Consider the following 16,065-nt stretch of genomic DNA (forward strand, 5'->3'; position numbering starts at 1 on the left):
GGGTAAATGAGATGTTCGTATTGCAACTGGGCCTGATCGGCTTGTGTATCGCGTTGCTGCCGTTGTCCTACGTGTGGGTCAAGGCCGACGACAACAAATTCCGCAAGCTGGTCTGGCTCACCACCTTCCTGACGCTCGATCTCGTGATGTTCGGCGGCTTCACGCGCCTCACCGATTCGGGCCTCGGCTGCCCGGATTGGCCCGGCTGCTACGGCACGTCGTCGCCGTTCATCGCGCGCGCGGCGATCTCCGCGGCTTATCAGGCGATGCCGAGCGGCCCCGTCAGCATGACGAAGGCGTGGATCGAAATGATCCATCGCTACTTCGCGATGGCGATCGGCGTGCTGATCATCGCGCAGACGATCATTGCCTGGACGGCGCGTATCAAGCGTCGTCCGCTGCATGTGTCGCCGTGGTGGCCGACTTCGCTGCTGCTGCTGATCGTCGTGCAGGGCGTGTTCGGCGCGTGGACCGTGACCATGAGGCTGCAGCCGATCATCGTGACCACGCATCTGCTGCTCGGCCTGGCGCTGCTCGGCACGCTCGGCTGGCTCGCGGCGCGCCTGACGCCGCTGCCGGCCTACGAGCCCGAGGCTGCGCGCTGGCGCGTGGCCGCGCTCGCGGGTCTCGCGCTGCTGGTACTGCAAATCGCGCTCGGTGGCTGGGTCAGCACGAACTACGCGGTGCTCGCGTGCACCGACTTCCCGACCTGCAACGGCCAATGGATTCCGCCGATGGACTTCGCGCACGGCTTCCACCTGTGGCGCGCGCTCGGCATGACCGGCGACGGAGACATGATTACGCAGGATGCGCTGGTCGCGATTCACTGGACGCATCGCACGTTCGCGTTCGCTGTGATCGCCTATCTGGTGTGGTTCGCGTTGAAGATGCGTCGCTTCGAGTCACTGCGGCGACCCGCCAACGGCGTGCTGCTGGTGGTGCTGATCCAGTTCGTCACCGGCTTGTCGAACATCGTGCTGCAATGGCCGTTACCGATTGCGGTCGCCCATAACGGCGGGGCCGCGATCCTGCTGCTGCTGCTCGTTATGTTAAACTTTCGGGTCGCTTATAGCCGTCCCGGCCGCGCCGCGCTCCCTGCGCGCGAAGCCGCGCCAGCGTGACTCACATGGACAGCACAACACTCTCCCAAACGCCCGGCAGCCGGGTCTCCCAATATCTCGCACTGACCAAGCCGCGTGTTACGCAGCTTGCGGTGTTCTGCGCGGTCATCGGCATGTTCCTGTCGACGCCGGGCATGGTGCCATGGACCGTACTGATCGGCGGCACCGTCGGCATCTGGCTGCTGGCCGGCGCCGCGTTCGCGATCAACTGCCTCGTCGAGCAGCAGATCGACGCCAAAATGCGCCGCACGTCGTGGCGTCCGTCCGCGCGCGGCGAAATCACCACCCCGCAGATCCTGCTGTTCTCGGCCGTGCTCGGCGGCCTCGGCATGTGGACGCTGTACACGTTCGCCAATGCGCTGACCATGTGGCTCACGCTCGCCACGTTCGTCGGTTATGCGGTCATCTATACGCTGCTGCTGAAGCCAGTCACGCCGCAGAACATCGTGATCGGCGGCGCGTCGGGCGCGATGCCGCCCGCGCTCGGCTGGGCCGCGGTAACGGGCCACGTGCCCGGCGACGCGTGGATCCTCGTGCTGATCATCTTCGTGTGGACACCGCCGCATTTCTGGTCGCTCGCGCTGTATCGCCGCAAGGACTACGAAAACGCCGGCCTGCCGATGCTGCCGAACACGCACGGCGAAAAGTACACGCGCCTGCATATCCTTCTCTACACGGTCATCCTGTTCGCGGTCACGCTGATGCCGTTCATCTCCGGCATGAGCGGCGTCGTGTATCTCGCGTCGGCGGTGCTGCTCGGCGCCGTGTTTCTCGCTTATGCGTGGAAGATCTACCGCGAGTATTCGGACGAGCTCGCGCGCAAAACTTTCCGTTTTTCGATCGTCTATCTGTCGCTGCTGTTCGCCGCGCTGCTGATCGACCACTACTCGCGCGTCGTGATAGGCGCGTAACACCATGCTCAACAATCGCTTTGCGCGCATCGCGCGCGCCGCTGTGATGGCTTGCGCGCTCGGCGGCACATTGCTGATGACGGGTTGCGGCAAGCAGCCGCCGGCTTTTACGAATCTCGACATCACCGGCAATACGCAATTCGCCGGCGATTTCTCGTTGCCCGACACGTCCGGCAAGATCCGCACGCTTGCCGACTACAAAGGCAAGGTCGTCGTGCTGTTCTTCGGCTATACGCATTGCCCGGACGTCTGCCCGACGACGATGGCCGAGCTGTCACAGGCGTTGCAGCAACTCGGTCCGGAGGACGCGAAGCGCGTGCAGGTGCTGTTCGTCACCGTCGACCCCGAGCGCGATACGCCGCAGTTGCTCGCGCAATACGTGCCGGCGTTCAATCCGAGCTTCGTGGGCTTGCGTCCCGCCAGCGAAGAACAGCTCGCGAAGGTCGCGAAAGACTTCCGCGTGTACTACGCGAAGGTCCCGGGCAAGACACCCGACAGCTACACGATGGACCACACGGCCGCGAGCTATGTGTTCGACACGGACGGCAAGCTGCGTCTGTTCGCGCGCGATGGCCAAGGCGCGACACCATGGGTCCATGACATCAAGCTGCTGCTTGATTGACGCGCATCGCAGGCGGCTTTTTAAAGCGGCGCCGCTCACGCCTCCCCGCATCCCTCCCCTCTTCGCAACTCGCGCTCAGACCGGAATCGGCAAATTCAGCCCCGGCGCGAGACGCGTCGTCTTGAACTCCGTCACCTCGTAGCGCGCGAGCTGTTGCAGGGCGAACGGATCGCTCGCGAGAATGCGATCCAGCCTGTCGCGCTCGATACGAACCGCGAGGATGATGCCGCCGTCGCGCGGCACTTTCGGCCCGGCCGCGACGAAGATGCCCGCGTCGAACTGCTCGGCGAGAAACGCGCGATGCGCGTCGAGCGCGTCGTCGATACGATCGAGCGGGGCGGTGTAGATCAGGTTGATCACGTACATGGTCGTTCTCAGGGGCGGGTGAGTGGGCCGTGCGCGGCAACGGCTCTGGATTATCGGTCAGCCGCGGGTTTTGCATTGCGCTGGCCATTGCGCTTGCGCTCCGCATAACCATATGCGGTAAGGGTATTTCCCAACTTGCCGCCCATATGAAACAATTTTGGGCTTGGCTGACGGCGCGCCAGCACGAACCGGAGCGCCGCCCATTTCATCCGACTCCGACATCGATCGGAGCCATCGACTCAAACGTCGAACCGCAACAGCGAGAATCACATGCAGCGCAGAAATATCCTCAAAGCCCTCACCGCAGTCGTCGCCGGGGCGGCGATCCTGACCAGCTTCGGCGCGCACGCCGACGACAAGGTCATCAAGGTCGGCACGATCGGCGGCCCGGACGCGCAGATCTGGGAAGTCGTCACCAGGGTCGCGAAGCGCGAAGGCCTGAACGTGAAGGTCGTCGAGTTCAACGACTACATTCAGCCGAACGCCGCGCTCGACGCGGGCGACCTCGACGCCAACAGCTTCCAGCACCAGCCGTACCTCGATAGCCAGATCAAGCAGCGCGGCTACAAGCTCGTCAACGCGGGCCTCACGTACATCTCGCCGCTCGGCGCGTACTCGAAGAAGCTGAAGTCGTTGAAGGACCTGCCGCAGGGCGCGAAGGTCGCGGTGCCGAACGATCCGTCGAACGAAAATCGCGCACTGCTGTTGCTGCAGGCGCAAGGGCTGATCAAGCTGAAGGCCGGCGCGGCCACGGGCGGCAACAACGCGACGCCGCTCGATGTCGTCGACAATCCGAAGAAGATCAGGTTCGTCGAGCTCGACGCCGCGCAACTGCCGCGTTCGCTCGCCGACGTCGACGCTGCCGTCATCAATACGAACTTCGCGCTGGCCGCCGGCCTGCAGCCGACCAAGGACGCGATCGCGCTCGAAGACATCCACAGCCCGTACGCGAACCTGATCGCCGTGCGCGCGAAGGACAAGGATCAGCCATGGGTGAAAAAGCTGGTCGCGGCATATCAGTCGGAAGACGTGCGCCAGTCCATCAAGACGCAGTTCAAGGGTTCGATGGTGCCGTCGTTCTAAGCGACGCGTTCAGCGCGATCGCAAGCGCAGCCGCATGGCATCAGGAAAGGCACGCGCCGTACAGGCGCGTGCTTTTTTATAGTTCCAGCTCCCATCTTTCGATCGTCAGATCTTGGCCGAAGCGGCGCTGCGCCGCGCTGCCGGCCAACTCGAACCCAGCGCGCTCGCAAAGCCGCCGTGGCTCCGCCAATGCGCTCGCGGTGGTCAGCGTGAGCTTCGTGTAGCCCGCGCGCCGCGCGAAGCGCACGCATTCGCTGAGCAACTGCGCGCCGATGCCGAGCTTCCGCACGTCCGGTTCGACCCACAGCAGGCGCACGCCCGCGACCGTCGTCGAGACCCCGACGAGGCAAACCGAGCCGACCACCAGACCCTCCTGTTCGGCGATCCAGCACTTCTCGCGCAGCGGATCGTTGCGCTGCGCGTACTCGGCGACGACGCGCGCGAGCAAGCCCTCGAACGTGTGATCCCAGCCGTACTGCGCGGCGAACCACTGCGCCTGACGATGCACGAGCCAGCCACATTCGCCGGCGCGCGGCTGACGCAGCACCACGAGCTCGTGCTTCGGCTTGTCGCCGAGCAGGCGCTCGATCAGCTTCATCGCGCCGATCAACTGCTCCTGCGATAGCGCGCTGAGTCTGTCGAGCAGGCCGAGTGCTTCATGGATGGCGGCGGCGTCGAGCGGCGCGTAGATCGCGCGGCCGTGCTCGGTGAGCGCGATCAGCGACTGGCGTGCGTCGGTGTCGGACGGACGGCGCGTGATCAGCTCGCGTCGCTCGAAACTGGTTAGCAGGCGGCTCAGATAGCCGCTATCGAGCCCGAGCGCGCGCCCGAGCACCGACGCGGTCTGCGCGCGGGCGCGCGATAGCTCGTGCAGCACGCGCACTTCCGTCAGCGAGAACTCGCTTCGAGCCAGATGCTCGTGCAGGGCACCGATGCATTGGGTATAGAAGCGATTGAAATGGCGGACGGCCTGAGCGCGCCGCAACGCCTCGGAATCTGTCAAGGGCGGCTCCCCGGGACTTTTTATGGTCGGTACAGCGCACTATATCGGCACGACCCTTATTTACAAAGCCACTCCACCGCCGCGAGACACCAACTGGTATTAAATAGGTATTGATTATTTGGGCTGTTGATACCACCAGGAGCCGATAACGACTCGCTGGTATCGTCAAATGCGTGCGATGCGGGAAAGTCCCTGGTCTGCAAATCGCTCCGACGGAGCTCTTGAATCCCGCTGTGATCCCCACTCAGCAAGGCTTTCCGGCGATCCGGACCGGCATGGAACCAGTCCGTTGACTGGTATTATGTTGGTTATATAATGGGCTCTCAATTTTCCGGGCTGTACTGCTCACGGCGTCCTTGGAGCCCCATGGAAACTCGCTGGTCCGCATTGATGCCTGACGTGCGCAACGTCACGCCGCTCTACCTGCAGCTCGCGCGCAACCTGGCGACGGCGATCCATTGCGGCGTCTGGTCGGCCGGCGAGGCGCTGCCTTCCGAGCGCACGCTGTCCGACGCGATCGGCGTGTCGCGCGTCACCGCGCGCAAGGCGATCGAACTGCTGGTCGAGCAGGGGCTGATCCGGCGCTCGCGCGGCGCGGGCAGCTTCATCACGCCGCGCGTCGAAGATCCGCTGTCGCGTCTCACCGGCTTCACGAAGAAGATGCAGCAGCGCGGTTTCCGGCCCGATTCGGTCTGGCTCGAACGCGACGTGCGCGCCGCCAATCGCGACGAGCTGCTGCGCCTCGGCTTGTCACCCGGCGCGGCCGTCACGAGCCTGCGGCGGCTGCGGCGCGCGGACGGCATCGTGATGGCGGTCGAACATTCGGCGCTGCCGGTCGCGATCGTGCCTGATCCGCTGGTGATCGGCGACTCGCTGTACAGCTATCTCGAGCAGCGCGGCGCGGCGGTCGTGCGCGCGTTGCAGCACTTCCGCGCGGTCAACGCGTCGAGCGAAATCGCCGCGCTGATGGACATCGAGCCACGCACCGCGCTGCTGGTCATCACCCGGATCGGCTACAGCGCGGATCAACGCGCGATCGAGCTGACCGACACCTATTGCCGCGACGACTACTACGACTTCGTCGCTGAATTGCGCACCTGAGCTGCGCGGCCCTCGCAGGCCGCAAGTCCGGCGGACGCCATTTGCCGCATACGTATCACGCACCAGAGAGACTCATGCTGACCGGAAACATACTCACCACCGAAGGGTGGATCCACGGCACGCTCGAATACGAAAACGGCCGCATCACGACGCTGTCCGGCGAGCGCGTCGATCCGACGACGAACGACGCACCGTACATCCTGCCCGGCTTCATCGATCTGCACGTGCATGGCGGCGGCGGCGCCGACGTGATGGAAGCTGGCGACGCGATCGAAACGATCACCCGCACGCATGCGCGCTACGGCACCACGAGCCTGCTCGCAACGACCATGACCGCGCCGCGCGACGAGCTGATGAACGTCGTCGCCGGGCTCGGCAACGTCACGCGGGTGCGCACGCCGGGTTGCGCGCGCGTGCTCGGCGTGCATCTGGAAGGACCGTACATCAACCCCGGCAAGCTCGGCGCGCAGCCCGACGCGGCGGTATCGGCGGTGTTGGACGAGGTGCTCAGGTATCTGTCGATCGCGCCGATCCGCGTCGTCACGCTGGCGCCCGAGATCGCCGGCCACATGGAGATCATCTCCGAGATGGCGGCGCGCGGCGTACGCGTGCAGCTCGGCCATTCGCTCGGCACCTACGACGACGCGGTCGCCGCGCTCAAGCACGGCGCGTGCGGCTTCACGCATCTGTTCAACGCGATGTCGCCGCTGCATCACCGCAACCCTGGCCTCGTCGGCGCTGCGCTTGCGCACGCCGAATACGCCGAAATCATTCCCGACCTGCTGCACGTGCATCCGGGGGCGATCCGCACCGCGCTGCGCGCGATTCCGCGCCTGTATGTGGTGACGGACAGCACGTCTGCTACCGGCATGCCCGACGGCGAATACCGCCTCGGCAGCCAGCACGTAACCAAGTGCCTCGGCGGCGTACGTCTGGCCGACGGCACGCTCGCGGGCAGCACGCTGACGATGGATCAGGCGCTGCGCAATCTCGTCTCGATCGGCCTGCCGATCGCCGATGTATCCCACCGTTTGTCACGCTACGCCGCCGACTATCTCGGCATCGAGGACCGCGGCCGCATCGCGCGCGGTGCGTGGGCCGACGTGGTCGTATTCGACCGCGAGCTGGCGCTGAGCGCGACCTACGTCGAAGGAGAAGCCATTGTCGAATATGCTTAAGGAAGCGCTCGCGTCCGCCGCAACAGTAGCCGAGCAGCTCAAGGACACCTCGCATGTCGCGGCGCTCGCCGCGAAGCTCGCGCAGCAGCCGCGCCATGTCGCGCTGACCGTCGCGCGCGGCAGCTCGGACCATGCCGCCAGCTACTTTGCATCCCTGACGATGAGCCGCCTCGGCGTGCCGGTCGCGTCGCTGCCGATGTCGGTCGCGACGCTGCAGCAGGCGCCGCTGCAGGTGCGCGACCAGCTTGCGCTCGCGTTTTCGCAATCGGGCAAGAGCCCCGACCTCGTCGGCACGATGAACGCGTTGCGCGCGGCCGGTGCATTGACGGTCGCCGCCGTGAACGCACCGAGCTCGCCGCTCGCCGACGCGTGCGAATGGCATCTGCCGCTCGTAGCCGGTCCCGAGCTGAGCGTCGCGGCGACCAAGAGCTATATCGCCATGCTGTCGATCTCCGCGCAGCTGGTTGCGCATTGGCAGAACGACGCCGAGTTGCTCGATGGACTGAACACGCTGCCCGACGCGCTGGAACGCGCGGGCCGGCTCGACTGGTCGATGGCCGTGAACGAGTTGCGCGGTATCGAACGGATGATCGTGATTGGCCGCGGTCTTGGCCTCGCGATCGCGCAGGAAGCCGCGCTGAAGCTGAAGGAAACTTCCGGCATCCAGGCCGAAGCGTTTTCGAGCGCGGAAGTGCGTCATGGTCCGATGGAGCTGATCGACCGCGACTATCCGCTGCTCGTGTTCGCGCCGCGTGGCCCGGAGCAGGCGGGTCTGCTGCAACTCGCGCACGACATGAGCGCGCGCGGCGCGCGCGTGCTGCTCGCGGCGCCCGATGACGTCGCGCAAGCCTCGCTGCCGCTCGTCGCCACCGCACACGCGGCGCTCGATCCGATCGCCGCCATCCTGTCCTTTTACGTGATGGCCGCGGATCTTGCCGCCGCGCGCGGGCGCAATCCCGACGCGCCTCGCCATCTCAACAAAGTCACCGAAACTCACTGACGAGAATGACGATGCGACGTGTCGAGAAGTCCAACCTGATGAGCCATTCCGAGAATCACATTGTTTTGCTTGCACCGCTGACCGGCCCGGTCGTGCCGCTCGCGAAGGTGCCGGACCCGGTGTTTTCGGGCGGCATGTTCGGCGACGGCATCGGCGTCGATCCGCTCGAGGGTCGGCTCGTCGCGCCATGCGACGGCGTCGTCACGCATCTCGCGCGCACCGGCCACGCGGTAACGCTCGAGAGCGCCGAGGGCGCGCAGATTCTGCTGCATATCGGTATCGACACCGTCGGACTGAACGGCAAGGGTTTTGCGCCGATGGTCGAGCAGGGCGCGCAGGTGCACGCCGGTGACGTGCTGATCGAGTTCGATCTGGACCAGATCGCGCTGAATGCGCCGAGCCTCGTCTCGGTGATCGCGATTGCGAATTCGGATGCGTTCGAGGTCATCGAGCGGGCGCCGAACGGGCATGTCAAGGCCGGCGAAACGACGCTGCTGGTACTGCGCGCGCGCGAGGGCGTCAGCCACGACGCGGTGCGCGAGGCGAGCGCCGCGTACGTGACGGACGAAGCACGCCGGCAGATCACGCTGACGCACGCGGGCGGCCTGCATGCGCGGCCCGCGGCGCGGGCGCGCGAAGCGGCGCGCGGCTTCGACGCACGGGTCGAGGTGCGCTACGACGGGCGCAAGGCGTCGATCGAAAGCGTGGTGGGTCTGCTTGGACTCGGTGCCGGCGAAGGCGCAAGCGTCGAGTTGCTCGGCGTCGGTCCGCACGCGCAGGCGGCGGTCGATGCAATCGCTGACGAACTGACGCGCGAAGCGCACGGCGAGGTCGAACCGAAGCGCGAACAGAAAGCGGCGCGGCCAGCGGCCGCACCGGCGGCAGTCGTTGCGGCGCCCGCCGCGGGCGAGCCGCTCGCGCCGAACACGCTCGCGGGCGTGTGCGCGGCACCGGGCATCGCGCTCGGCAAGCTCGTGCGCTGGGACGACGCGGATCTCGAGCCGCCGGAGCAGGCGAGCGGCACGTCGGCGGCGGAAAGCCGTCTGCTCGACAAGGCGATCGCGACCGTCGACGCCGATCTCGACACGATCGTGCGCGATGCGTCGCAACGCGGCTCGGTCGGCGAGGCGGGGATTTTCGCGGTGCATCGCGTGCTGCTCGAAGATCCGACACTGCTCGACGCCGCGCGCGATCTGATCAGCCTCGGCAAGAGCGCCGGTTTTGCATGGCGCGAAGCCATCCGCGCGCAAGTAGGCATCCTGAGTAATGTGGAGGACGCACTGCTCGCCGAGCGGGCCGCCGATCTGCGCGACATCGAAAAGCGCGTGCAGCGCGCGCTCGGCTGCACGAGCAGCGCCGCTCGCACGCTGCCGGACGAGGCGGTGCTCGCGGCCGACGAATTCACGCCGTCGGATCTGTCGTCGCTCGATCGCACGCGCGTGACCGCGCTCGTGATGGCACGCGGCGGCGCGACCTCGCACGCGGCGATTCTCGCGCGTCAGGCGGGCATTCCGGCGCTGGTCGCGCTCGGCGACGCGTTGCATGCGATACCCGAGGGCACTCAGGTGGTGGTGAACGCGAGCACCGGCCGGCTCGAATTCGCGCCGACCGAACTCGACGTCGAACGCGCGCGACGCGAACGCAGCCGCCTCGCCGACGTGCGCGAAGCGAATCGCCGCACGTCGCAGCAGGCAGCGGCGACCTCCGACGGCCGCGCGATCGAAGTGGCCGCCAACATCGCCACACTCGACGACGCGAACGCCGCGGTCGACAACGGCGCGGACGCGGTCGGCCTGCTGCGCACCGAGCTGCTGTTCATTCACCGCCCGGCCGCGCCGAGCGCGGACGAGCATCGCCACAGCTATCAGGCGATCGTCGATGCGTTGCGCGGCCGCGCCGCGATCATCCGCACGCTCGACGTCGGCGCGGACAAGGAAGTCGATTATCTGACGCTGCCGCCCGAGCCGAACCCCGCGCTCGGCCTGCGCGGCGTGCGCCTCGCGCAGGTGCGCCCCGATCTGCTCGACGACCAGCTGCGTGGCCTGCTCGCGGTGCGTCCGGTCGGCGCCGTGCGCATCCTGCTGCCGATGGTCACCGATGCGGGCGAACTGATCCGCATCCGCAAGCGTATCGACGAGCTTGCACGCGAGGCGGGTAGATCGGAGCCGGTCGAAGTTGGCGTGATGATCGAAGTGCCGTCGGCTGCATTGCTCGCCGATCAGCTCGCGCAGCACGCCGATTTCCTGTCGATCGGCACCAACGACCTGACCCAATACACGCTCGCGATGGACCGCTGCCAGCCCGATCTGGCGGCGCAGGCGGACGGCCTGCATCCGGCGGTGCTGCGCCTGATCGCGGCGACCGTCGAAGGTGCCGCGAAGCACGGCAAATGGGTCGGCGTGTGCGGCGCGCTCGCCGGCGACCCGCTCGCGATGCCGCTGCTGGTGGGCCTCGGTGTGACCGAGCTGTCGGTCGATCCGGTCTCCGTGCCGGGCATCAAGGCACGCGTGCGCACGCTCGACTATCAGCTGTGTCGCCAGCGCGCCCGCGATGCGCTAGCGCTCGACTCGGCGCAGGCGGTCAGAGCCGCAAGCCGCGCCACGTGGCCCCTCGATTGAAACACTAACGAATTTGAGAACCCGCACGCCGTGCGCCCGGCAGCACGTCTGCCTTCACGCGCGGCGCGATTCTCCGTATAGCTGCACCACTCAACCAAGACCTACCCCTACGAGACAAAATTGGAGATACCGATGGATGGAAATCCGTTTCTGAAGATTCAGCGCCTGGGACGCGCGCTGATGCTGCCGATCGCGGTGCTACCGGTGGCCGGCCTGTTGCTGCGGCTCGGCCAGCCCGACGTGTTCAACATCAAGATGATCGCCGATGCGGGCGGCGCGATCTTCGACAACCTGCCGCTCCTGTTCGCGATCGGCGTGGCGGTCGGCTTCGCGAAAGACAACAACGGCGTCGCGGGTCTGGCTGGCGCGATCGGCTATCTGGTGCAGATCGCGGTGATGAAGGACATCAACGACAAGCTCAACATGGGCGTGCTGTCGGGGATCATCGCGGGCATCGTCGCGGGGCTGCTGTACAACCGCTACAAGGACATCAAGCTGCCCGACTACCTGGCGTTCTTCGGCGGCAAACGCTTCGTGCCGATCGTGACAGGGGTGGTCTGCGTGGTGCTAGGCATCGTATTCGGGCATGTGTGGGAGCCGGTGCAGAACGCGATCGACGTGGCCGGCCACTGGCTCACGACCGCCGGCGCGCTCGGCGCCTTCGTGTTCGGCGTGCTGAACCGGCTGCTGCTCGTCACGGGCCTGCATCACATCCTCAACTCGCTGACGTGGTTCGTGTTCGGCTCCTTCACGCCGGTGGGCGGTGCGCCCGTCACGGGCGACCTGCACCGCTTCTTCGCTGGCGATCCGACCGCGGGCACCTTCATGACCGGCTTCTTCCCGGTGATGATGTTCGGCCTGCCGGCCGCATGTCTCGCGATGTATCACGAGGCGCCGAAAGAGCGTCGCGCGATGGTGTTCGGCCTGCTGTTCTCGATGGCGCTCACGTCGTTCCTGACCGGTGTGACCGAGCCGATCGAGTTCAGCTTCATGTTCCTCGCGCCGGTGCTGTATGCGATCCACGCGCTGCTGACGGGGCTGTCGCTCGCGATCTGCTCGGCGCTCGGGATTCACCTCGGCTTCACGTTCTCGGCGGGCTTCATCGACTACGTGCTGAACTTCGGTCTGTCGACGAAGGGCTGGTGGGCGATTCCGCTCGGCATCGTGTACTCGGTCGTGTACTACGGTCTGTTCCGCTTCTTCATCCGTAAGTTCAACATGGCGACGCCGGGCCGTGAGCCCGCCGCTGCCGACGAGCTGGTCGAGTCGTTCGCGGCGGGCGGTTTCGTCGCGCCGGCGGCTGGTGCGGCCGTACCGCGTGCGCAGCGCTATATCGCGGCGCTCGGTGGCGCGGCGAATCTGTCGGTCGTGGATGCGTGCACGACGCGTCTGCGTCTGTCTGTCGTCGATACGGACAAGGTCTCCGAAAGCGAACTGAAGTCGATCGGTGCGCGCGGTGTGCTCAAGCGCGGCACGAACAACGTGCAGGTGATCATCGGACCGGAGGCGGACATCATCGCCGATGAGATGCGTACGGCGATCGCGCAGGGTCAGGGCGACGCGGTGAAGGTGGCGGGTGCTGCTGTATCGGCGCCGGCTGCTGCCGCAGCGGCTACCGCTGCCGCGCCGGTCGCGCGAAACGCTGGGCACGCCGATGACGCGCAAGGCGGTCCGCTCGATCCCGATCCGCTGCGCTGGCTCGCCGTGCTCGGCGGCGCGGGCAACGTGGTATCGCTCGATGCGGTGGCGGCGACGCGTCTGCGGGTAGTCGTGCGCGATCCGTCGGCGGTCGATCGTCAGCGCCTCGCGACGCTCGATACCGCGTGGGTGTCGACCGACACGTTCCATATCGTCGTCGGCGAGGCCGCGCAGCGCTATGCGCAGAAGCTGGCCGAGCGCCTGTCGTCGCAAGGCGACAGCGCGGGCGCGGCGCCGGTGCCGGCGTGATCGGTTGATGGCTTCTATGAGCAGAAAGTTGTCAAGGCCATTTGCGAACTGGCTTACAAAGGATAGGTCAAGTCTCTTTCTCCTTGCTGCAAAGTGGTGACATGCTGGCGTATGGCGGCAAGCGCGGGTGATGGCGCTCGCCGCCATACAAGCCGCATTTTCGCGGCATAGTCGGGCGGATTCCCACCGCCCTCAACGTCAACCATTGGCTACAGTCCGGTCAACGTCGTTAGCCTGAAGCCGCTTATCGCGCGCGTAAGACAGCAACGTCTCACCAACTTCTATCCGCTGGCGTATGGCCAGCCTCATCCTTTATGCGCGTTACGCCGGAACCTGTTCCGGGAGCATGCCCCATCTGTTTAATCGGTCGCGTTAGCAACCCGCCATCAACACGGGCATGTTCACTGCAAACTCTCTATCGACAGGTATCGTTCCTCCCTTGATTGCGTTGTCGCGATACCTTTCGGACTCAGACTGACTTCAGTTGTGCGCCTTCGGGTATCACGCCGTCCTGCAAGTAGCGCCACAGCGCGATCGCGAGGCGTCGTGCTACTGCGACGATCGCAATGCGCCGCACGCGGCGATTCGGTCCCGTGCCTTGCGTGCGCTGGTTGAACCACTGCGTCAGTGCACTACCGGGCTGGTAACGGATCCAGCACCACGCCATCTCAATCAGCAGTGCGCGCACGCGACGGTTGCCCTGCCTGCTGATCCCCTGGTCCACCTGGCTCTCGCCACTGTCGTAGGGTTGTGGAACCAGCCCTACGCAGGCCCCAACTTCGCGCCGGTTATGGAAGTCCCGCCAGAACAGCTCGAGCGCCAGACGCGAGCCACCCACCGGGCCAATGCCATTTAGCTGCGTCAGAAGATCGATCCTTTCGCGTGCGGGTGCGGGCAGGCCAGCGTGTTGCGTTTTCTCGAGTGCCGCGAGTTGCTGCACGGCCAGCGCCAGCCGTTCGCACTCGCGCAGCAGCCGCTCCCGCAGCTCGCGCGGCAGTGGCGCACCGTCGTGACACCGCACCTGGTCACGGGCGAGGCGGGCGGCGAAGGCCTTGTGGTCAACCTCATCCCAGCAGCCGAGCGTGACAAGCAGTTTGCGCATCCGGTCACGATGCTGTAGCACCTCCTTCTGCAGTTCCCCTCGGTCGCGCATCAGATGGCGGGACGCTTCGTCCTGCGGTGACGGCACGTGCACCACGTGCATGCGGTCGCGCTCGCCGCGCAGCCACGCGCGCAGGCTGATCACCAGCCTGATTGCATCAAGCCGGTCAGTCTTGGCACGCCGCTTGTGGCGCTCGACCGGAATGCTCGCTGGATCGACCACATGACACTCGATACCGCGTGCCCGTAGCGCCCGATAGATCCAGAACGCGTCCTGGCCGGCTTCATAACTCACGACAAGGTGCACGCCCGCGGGCAGCGACCACTTCAGCTTCTGTTGTTCGATCACTTCCAGCACGGCCTGTAGGCGCGCGGGGGCTTGCGGTTGCGCTACGGTGTACACCGCCGGCTGCTCCCGCTGCCCGTCGTGCAACGCTACCTTCCACTTCGCCGCGGCGAGTTCGAGCGACACCGCCAGCGCCGGTTCCTCAGTACGCGTGTATCCCTGATCTGTACGCATGATGCTCTCCCGTGAGCAAACCTCGGTACGCCGATTTTAGGCGTTAGCCAGTCGACAACTTGGATGCGTCATAGGATCTGTCGAGCGCTGTTGAGTTGCACGGCGATCGCAGCACGCCAATAAAAAAGCGGCACCTGGTCCCAAGGTGCCGCTTTCGCGTTGACGACCAGAGCGTGGCGCCTAGCGAGTCCCCCGCTTTGCCGAGCGCGCCGCCTCGCGCGATTCGAGCCACATCACATTGATGACACCGAACGCCAGCGCGACGCCAACGCCGAGAATCCGGCTGAAATACCACATCGCCAACTCCTGTTTTCTGTTGCAGCGTCGTGCCGGTCAATACATCGAATGGTGGTTTTCCTTGATCGCCGCGGCGGTCACCTTGCCGCGCATCACGCGATACACCCAGCCCGTATAGAGCAGGATGATCGGCAGGAACACGATGACGACGAACAGCATGATCTCGAGCGTCATGCGGCTCGACGTGGAATCCCACATGGTCAGGCTGCTGCGGCCGTCGAGTGACGATGGCATGATGAACGGGAACATCGAGAAGCCCGCGGTCAAGATCAAGCCGACGATCATCAACGACGTCGACAGAAACGCCGTCGCCTCGAAGCGCGAACGCGCGAGCAGCACCGCGAGCACCCCGCCGAGGAGACCCGCGAGCGGCGCAATCGCCATCCACGGGTAGAGCGCGTAGTTGTTCAGCCACAAACCCGGCGCGCCGATCACGGTCTTCATCAACGGATTGGAGACGGCGTCGAGCGGCGGCGCGTCGACGATCTGATAGCCGCCGATCATCGTCGCGACGAGCGCGCCCGCGACGAGAAACAGCACCACCGTGCACAGCGCCGCGAGCCGCAGCGCCTTCGACGCGCGCTCGTGAACCACCCCATCGGTCTTCCACTTGACGAACGCGGCGCCGTGCGCGGCCAGCATAGACACGCTGACGAGTCCCGTCAGCAGCGCAAACGGATTGAGCAGGCCGAAGAAGCTGCCGTGATAGGTGACGCGCAGATCGGTATCGAACGAAAACGGCACGCCTTGCAGCAGATTGCCGAACGCGACACCGAACACCAGCGCCGGCACGAAGCCGCCGATAAAGAGGCCCCAGTCCCACGCGTTGCGCCAGCGCGGATCCTCGCGCTTGCCGCGATAGTCGAAGCCGACCGGACGGAAGAACAGCGCGAACAGCACGAGCAGCATCGCGAAGTAGAATCCCGAGAAGGATGCCGCGTAGGCGAGCGGCCACGCGGCGAACATCGCGGCGGCCGCGGTCACGAGCCAGACCTGGTTGCCTTCCCACGTCGCGCCGACCGTGTTCACGACGATGCGTCGCTCGGAGTCAGTGTTGGCGATGAACGGCAGCAGGATCGCCGCGCCCATGTCGAAGCCGTCGGTGAGCGCGAAGACGATCAGCAGTACACCTATCAACACCCACCAGATCAGTCTGAGAACTGCGTAGTCCATATGGGTTTCTCCTCCGGGGCGGTG

The 16,065-nt window shown here is 65.8% G+C and carries 14 protein-coding genes; 9 read left to right on the forward strand and 5 right to left on the reverse strand.

Translation table 11 applies throughout. The features are described from left to right. The first annotated feature begins 11 nt into the window (after positions 1-11). Genes OKW29_RS37225 through OKW29_RS37235 form a run of 3 tightly spaced genes read left to right on the forward strand, consistent with a single transcriptional unit; the run spans position 12 to position 2,654 of the window. On the forward strand, positions 12-1,121 hold the full coding sequence (locus OKW29_RS37225) for a COX15/CtaA family protein (protein ID WP_429294442.1): 1,110 nt from the start codon (positions 12-14) through the stop codon (positions 1,119-1,121). A 5-nt stretch (positions 1,122-1,126) separates the two neighbouring features. Next, positions 1,127-2,032, forward strand: coding sequence for a heme o synthase (gene cyoE, locus OKW29_RS37230; protein WP_184054007.1), 906 nt, complete (start codon positions 1,127-1,129; stop codon positions 2,030-2,032). A gap of 4 nt (positions 2,033-2,036) precedes the next feature. Next, a complete protein-coding gene (locus tag OKW29_RS37235) occupies positions 2,037-2,654 on the forward strand; it encodes an SCO family protein (protein ID WP_184066999.1) in 618 nt (205 codons plus the stop codon). Positions 2,655-2,729: 75 nt separating this feature from the next. Here the strand turns inward: OKW29_RS37235 and OKW29_RS37240 are convergent, their stop codons facing one another. Next, entirely contained in the window at positions 2,730-3,020 is a 291-nt protein-coding gene (locus OKW29_RS37240; RefSeq protein WP_018419317.1) for a YciI family protein, read from the reverse strand. 270 nt (positions 3,021-3,290) lie between these two features. Between OKW29_RS37240 and OKW29_RS37245 the strand changes: the two genes are divergently transcribed. After that, positions 3,291-4,103 (forward strand): MetQ/NlpA family ABC transporter substrate-binding protein, encoded by an 813-nt coding sequence (locus tag OKW29_RS37245; RefSeq protein WP_187628745.1) that lies wholly within the window; start codon positions 3,291-3,293, stop codon positions 4,101-4,103. A 76-nt stretch (positions 4,104-4,179) separates the two neighbouring features. On the opposite strand, the gene OKW29_RS37250 is transcribed toward OKW29_RS37245, so the two are convergent. Continuing rightward, a complete protein-coding gene (locus OKW29_RS37250) occupies positions 4,180-5,106 on the reverse strand; it encodes a bifunctional helix-turn-helix transcriptional regulator/GNAT family N-acetyltransferase (protein ID WP_429294443.1) in 927 nt (308 codons plus the stop codon). A 366-nt stretch (positions 5,107-5,472) separates the two neighbouring features. Between OKW29_RS37250 and OKW29_RS37255 the strand changes: the two genes are divergently transcribed. From OKW29_RS37255 to nagE, 5 genes are all read left to right on the forward strand, one after another. Further along, the gene (locus OKW29_RS37255; RefSeq protein WP_184067009.1) at positions 5,473-6,207 is read left to right on the forward strand and encodes a GntR family transcriptional regulator; all 735 of its coding nucleotides are present in this window, start codon (positions 5,473-5,475) and stop codon (positions 6,205-6,207) included. 74 nt (positions 6,208-6,281) lie between these two features. Further along, a complete protein-coding gene (nagA, locus tag OKW29_RS37260) occupies positions 6,282-7,385 on the forward strand; it encodes an N-acetylglucosamine-6-phosphate deacetylase (RefSeq protein ID WP_090802908.1) in 1,104 nt (367 codons plus the stop codon). After that, positions 7,369-8,385, forward strand: a complete 1,017-nt coding sequence (locus OKW29_RS37265) for an SIS domain-containing protein (RefSeq protein ID WP_429294444.1) — start codon at positions 7,369-7,371, stop codon at positions 8,383-8,385. Before nagA ends, OKW29_RS37265 begins: the two co-directional genes overlap by 17 nt. 38 nt (positions 8,386-8,423) lie before the next feature. Beyond that, complete coding sequence (gene ptsP / locus OKW29_RS37270; RefSeq protein WP_429295001.1) at positions 8,424-11,003, forward strand: phosphoenolpyruvate--protein phosphotransferase; 2,580 nt, start codon at positions 8,424-8,426, stop codon at positions 11,001-11,003. 132 nt (positions 11,004-11,135) lie between these two features. Next, positions 11,136-12,950, forward strand: a complete 1,815-nt coding sequence (gene nagE, locus OKW29_RS37275) for an N-acetylglucosamine-specific PTS transporter subunit IIBC (protein ID WP_429294445.1) — start codon at positions 11,136-11,138, stop codon at positions 12,948-12,950. A 469-nt stretch (positions 12,951-13,419) separates the two neighbouring features. Here the strand turns inward: nagE and OKW29_RS37280 are convergent, their stop codons facing one another. The 3 genes from OKW29_RS37280 to cydB all read right to left on the reverse strand — a co-directional run bounded on the left by OKW29_RS37280 (position 13,420) and on the right by cydB (position 16,041). Further along, positions 13,420-14,571 (reverse strand): IS110 family transposase, encoded by a 1,152-nt coding sequence (locus OKW29_RS37280; protein ID WP_429290624.1) that lies wholly within the window; start codon positions 14,569-14,571, stop codon positions 13,420-13,422. 180 nt (positions 14,572-14,751) lie between these two features. Then, positions 14,752-14,868: a cytochrome bd-I oxidase subunit CydX gene (cydX, locus tag OKW29_RS37285; RefSeq protein WP_429294446.1), complete on the reverse strand. Its 117-nt coding sequence runs from the start codon at positions 14,866-14,868 to the stop codon at positions 14,752-14,754. Positions 14,869-14,904: 36 nt separating this feature from the next. After that, a complete protein-coding gene (cydB, locus tag OKW29_RS37290; protein ID WP_187628740.1) occupies positions 14,905-16,041 on the reverse strand; it encodes a cytochrome d ubiquinol oxidase subunit II in 1,137 nt (378 codons plus the stop codon). Between the last annotated feature and the right edge of the window lie 24 nt (positions 16,042-16,065).

The sequence above is a fragment of the Paraburkholderia sp. CI3 genome (assembly GCF_050436505.1).
Taxonomy (GTDB): Bacteria; Pseudomonadota; Gammaproteobacteria; order Burkholderiales; family Burkholderiaceae; genus Paraburkholderia; species Paraburkholderia tuberum.

Bases quoted from the DNA above. Each gene is read 5' to 3' on its own strand.
- OKW29_RS37225 (WP_429294442.1), top strand. From the start codon at position 12: ATGTTCGTATTGCAACTGGGCCTGATCGGCTTGTGTATCGCGTTGCTG.
- cyoE (WP_184054007.1), top strand. From the start codon at position 1,127: ATGGACAGCACAACACTCTCCCAAACGCCCGGCAGCCGGGTCTCCCAA.
- OKW29_RS37235 (WP_184066999.1), top strand. From the start codon at position 2,037: ATGCTCAACAATCGCTTTGCGCGCATCGCGCGCGCCGCTGTGATGGCT.
- OKW29_RS37240 (WP_018419317.1), bottom strand. From the start codon at position 3,020: ATGTACGTGATCAACCTGATCTACACCGCCCCGCTCGATCGTATCGAC.
- OKW29_RS37245 (WP_187628745.1), top strand. From the start codon at position 3,291: ATGCAGCGCAGAAATATCCTCAAAGCCCTCACCGCAGTCGTCGCCGGG.
- OKW29_RS37255 (WP_184067009.1), top strand. From the start codon at position 5,473: ATGGAAACTCGCTGGTCCGCATTGATGCCTGACGTGCGCAACGTCACG.
- nagA (WP_090802908.1), top strand. From the start codon at position 6,282: ATGCTGACCGGAAACATACTCACCACCGAAGGGTGGATCCACGGCACG.
- ptsP (WP_429295001.1), top strand. From the start codon at position 8,424: ATGAGCCATTCCGAGAATCACATTGTTTTGCTTGCACCGCTGACCGGC.
- nagE (WP_429294445.1), top strand. From the start codon at position 11,136: ATGGATGGAAATCCGTTTCTGAAGATTCAGCGCCTGGGACGCGCGCTG.
- OKW29_RS37280 (WP_429290624.1), bottom strand. From the start codon at position 14,571: ATGCGTACAGATCAGGGATACACGCGTACTGAGGAACCGGCGCTGGCG.
- cydX (WP_429294446.1), bottom strand. From the start codon at position 14,868: ATGTGGTATTTCAGCCGGATTCTCGGCGTTGGCGTCGCGCTGGCGTTC.
- cydB (WP_187628740.1), bottom strand. From the start codon at position 16,041: ATGGACTACGCAGTTCTCAGACTGATCTGGTGGGTGTTGATAGGTGTA.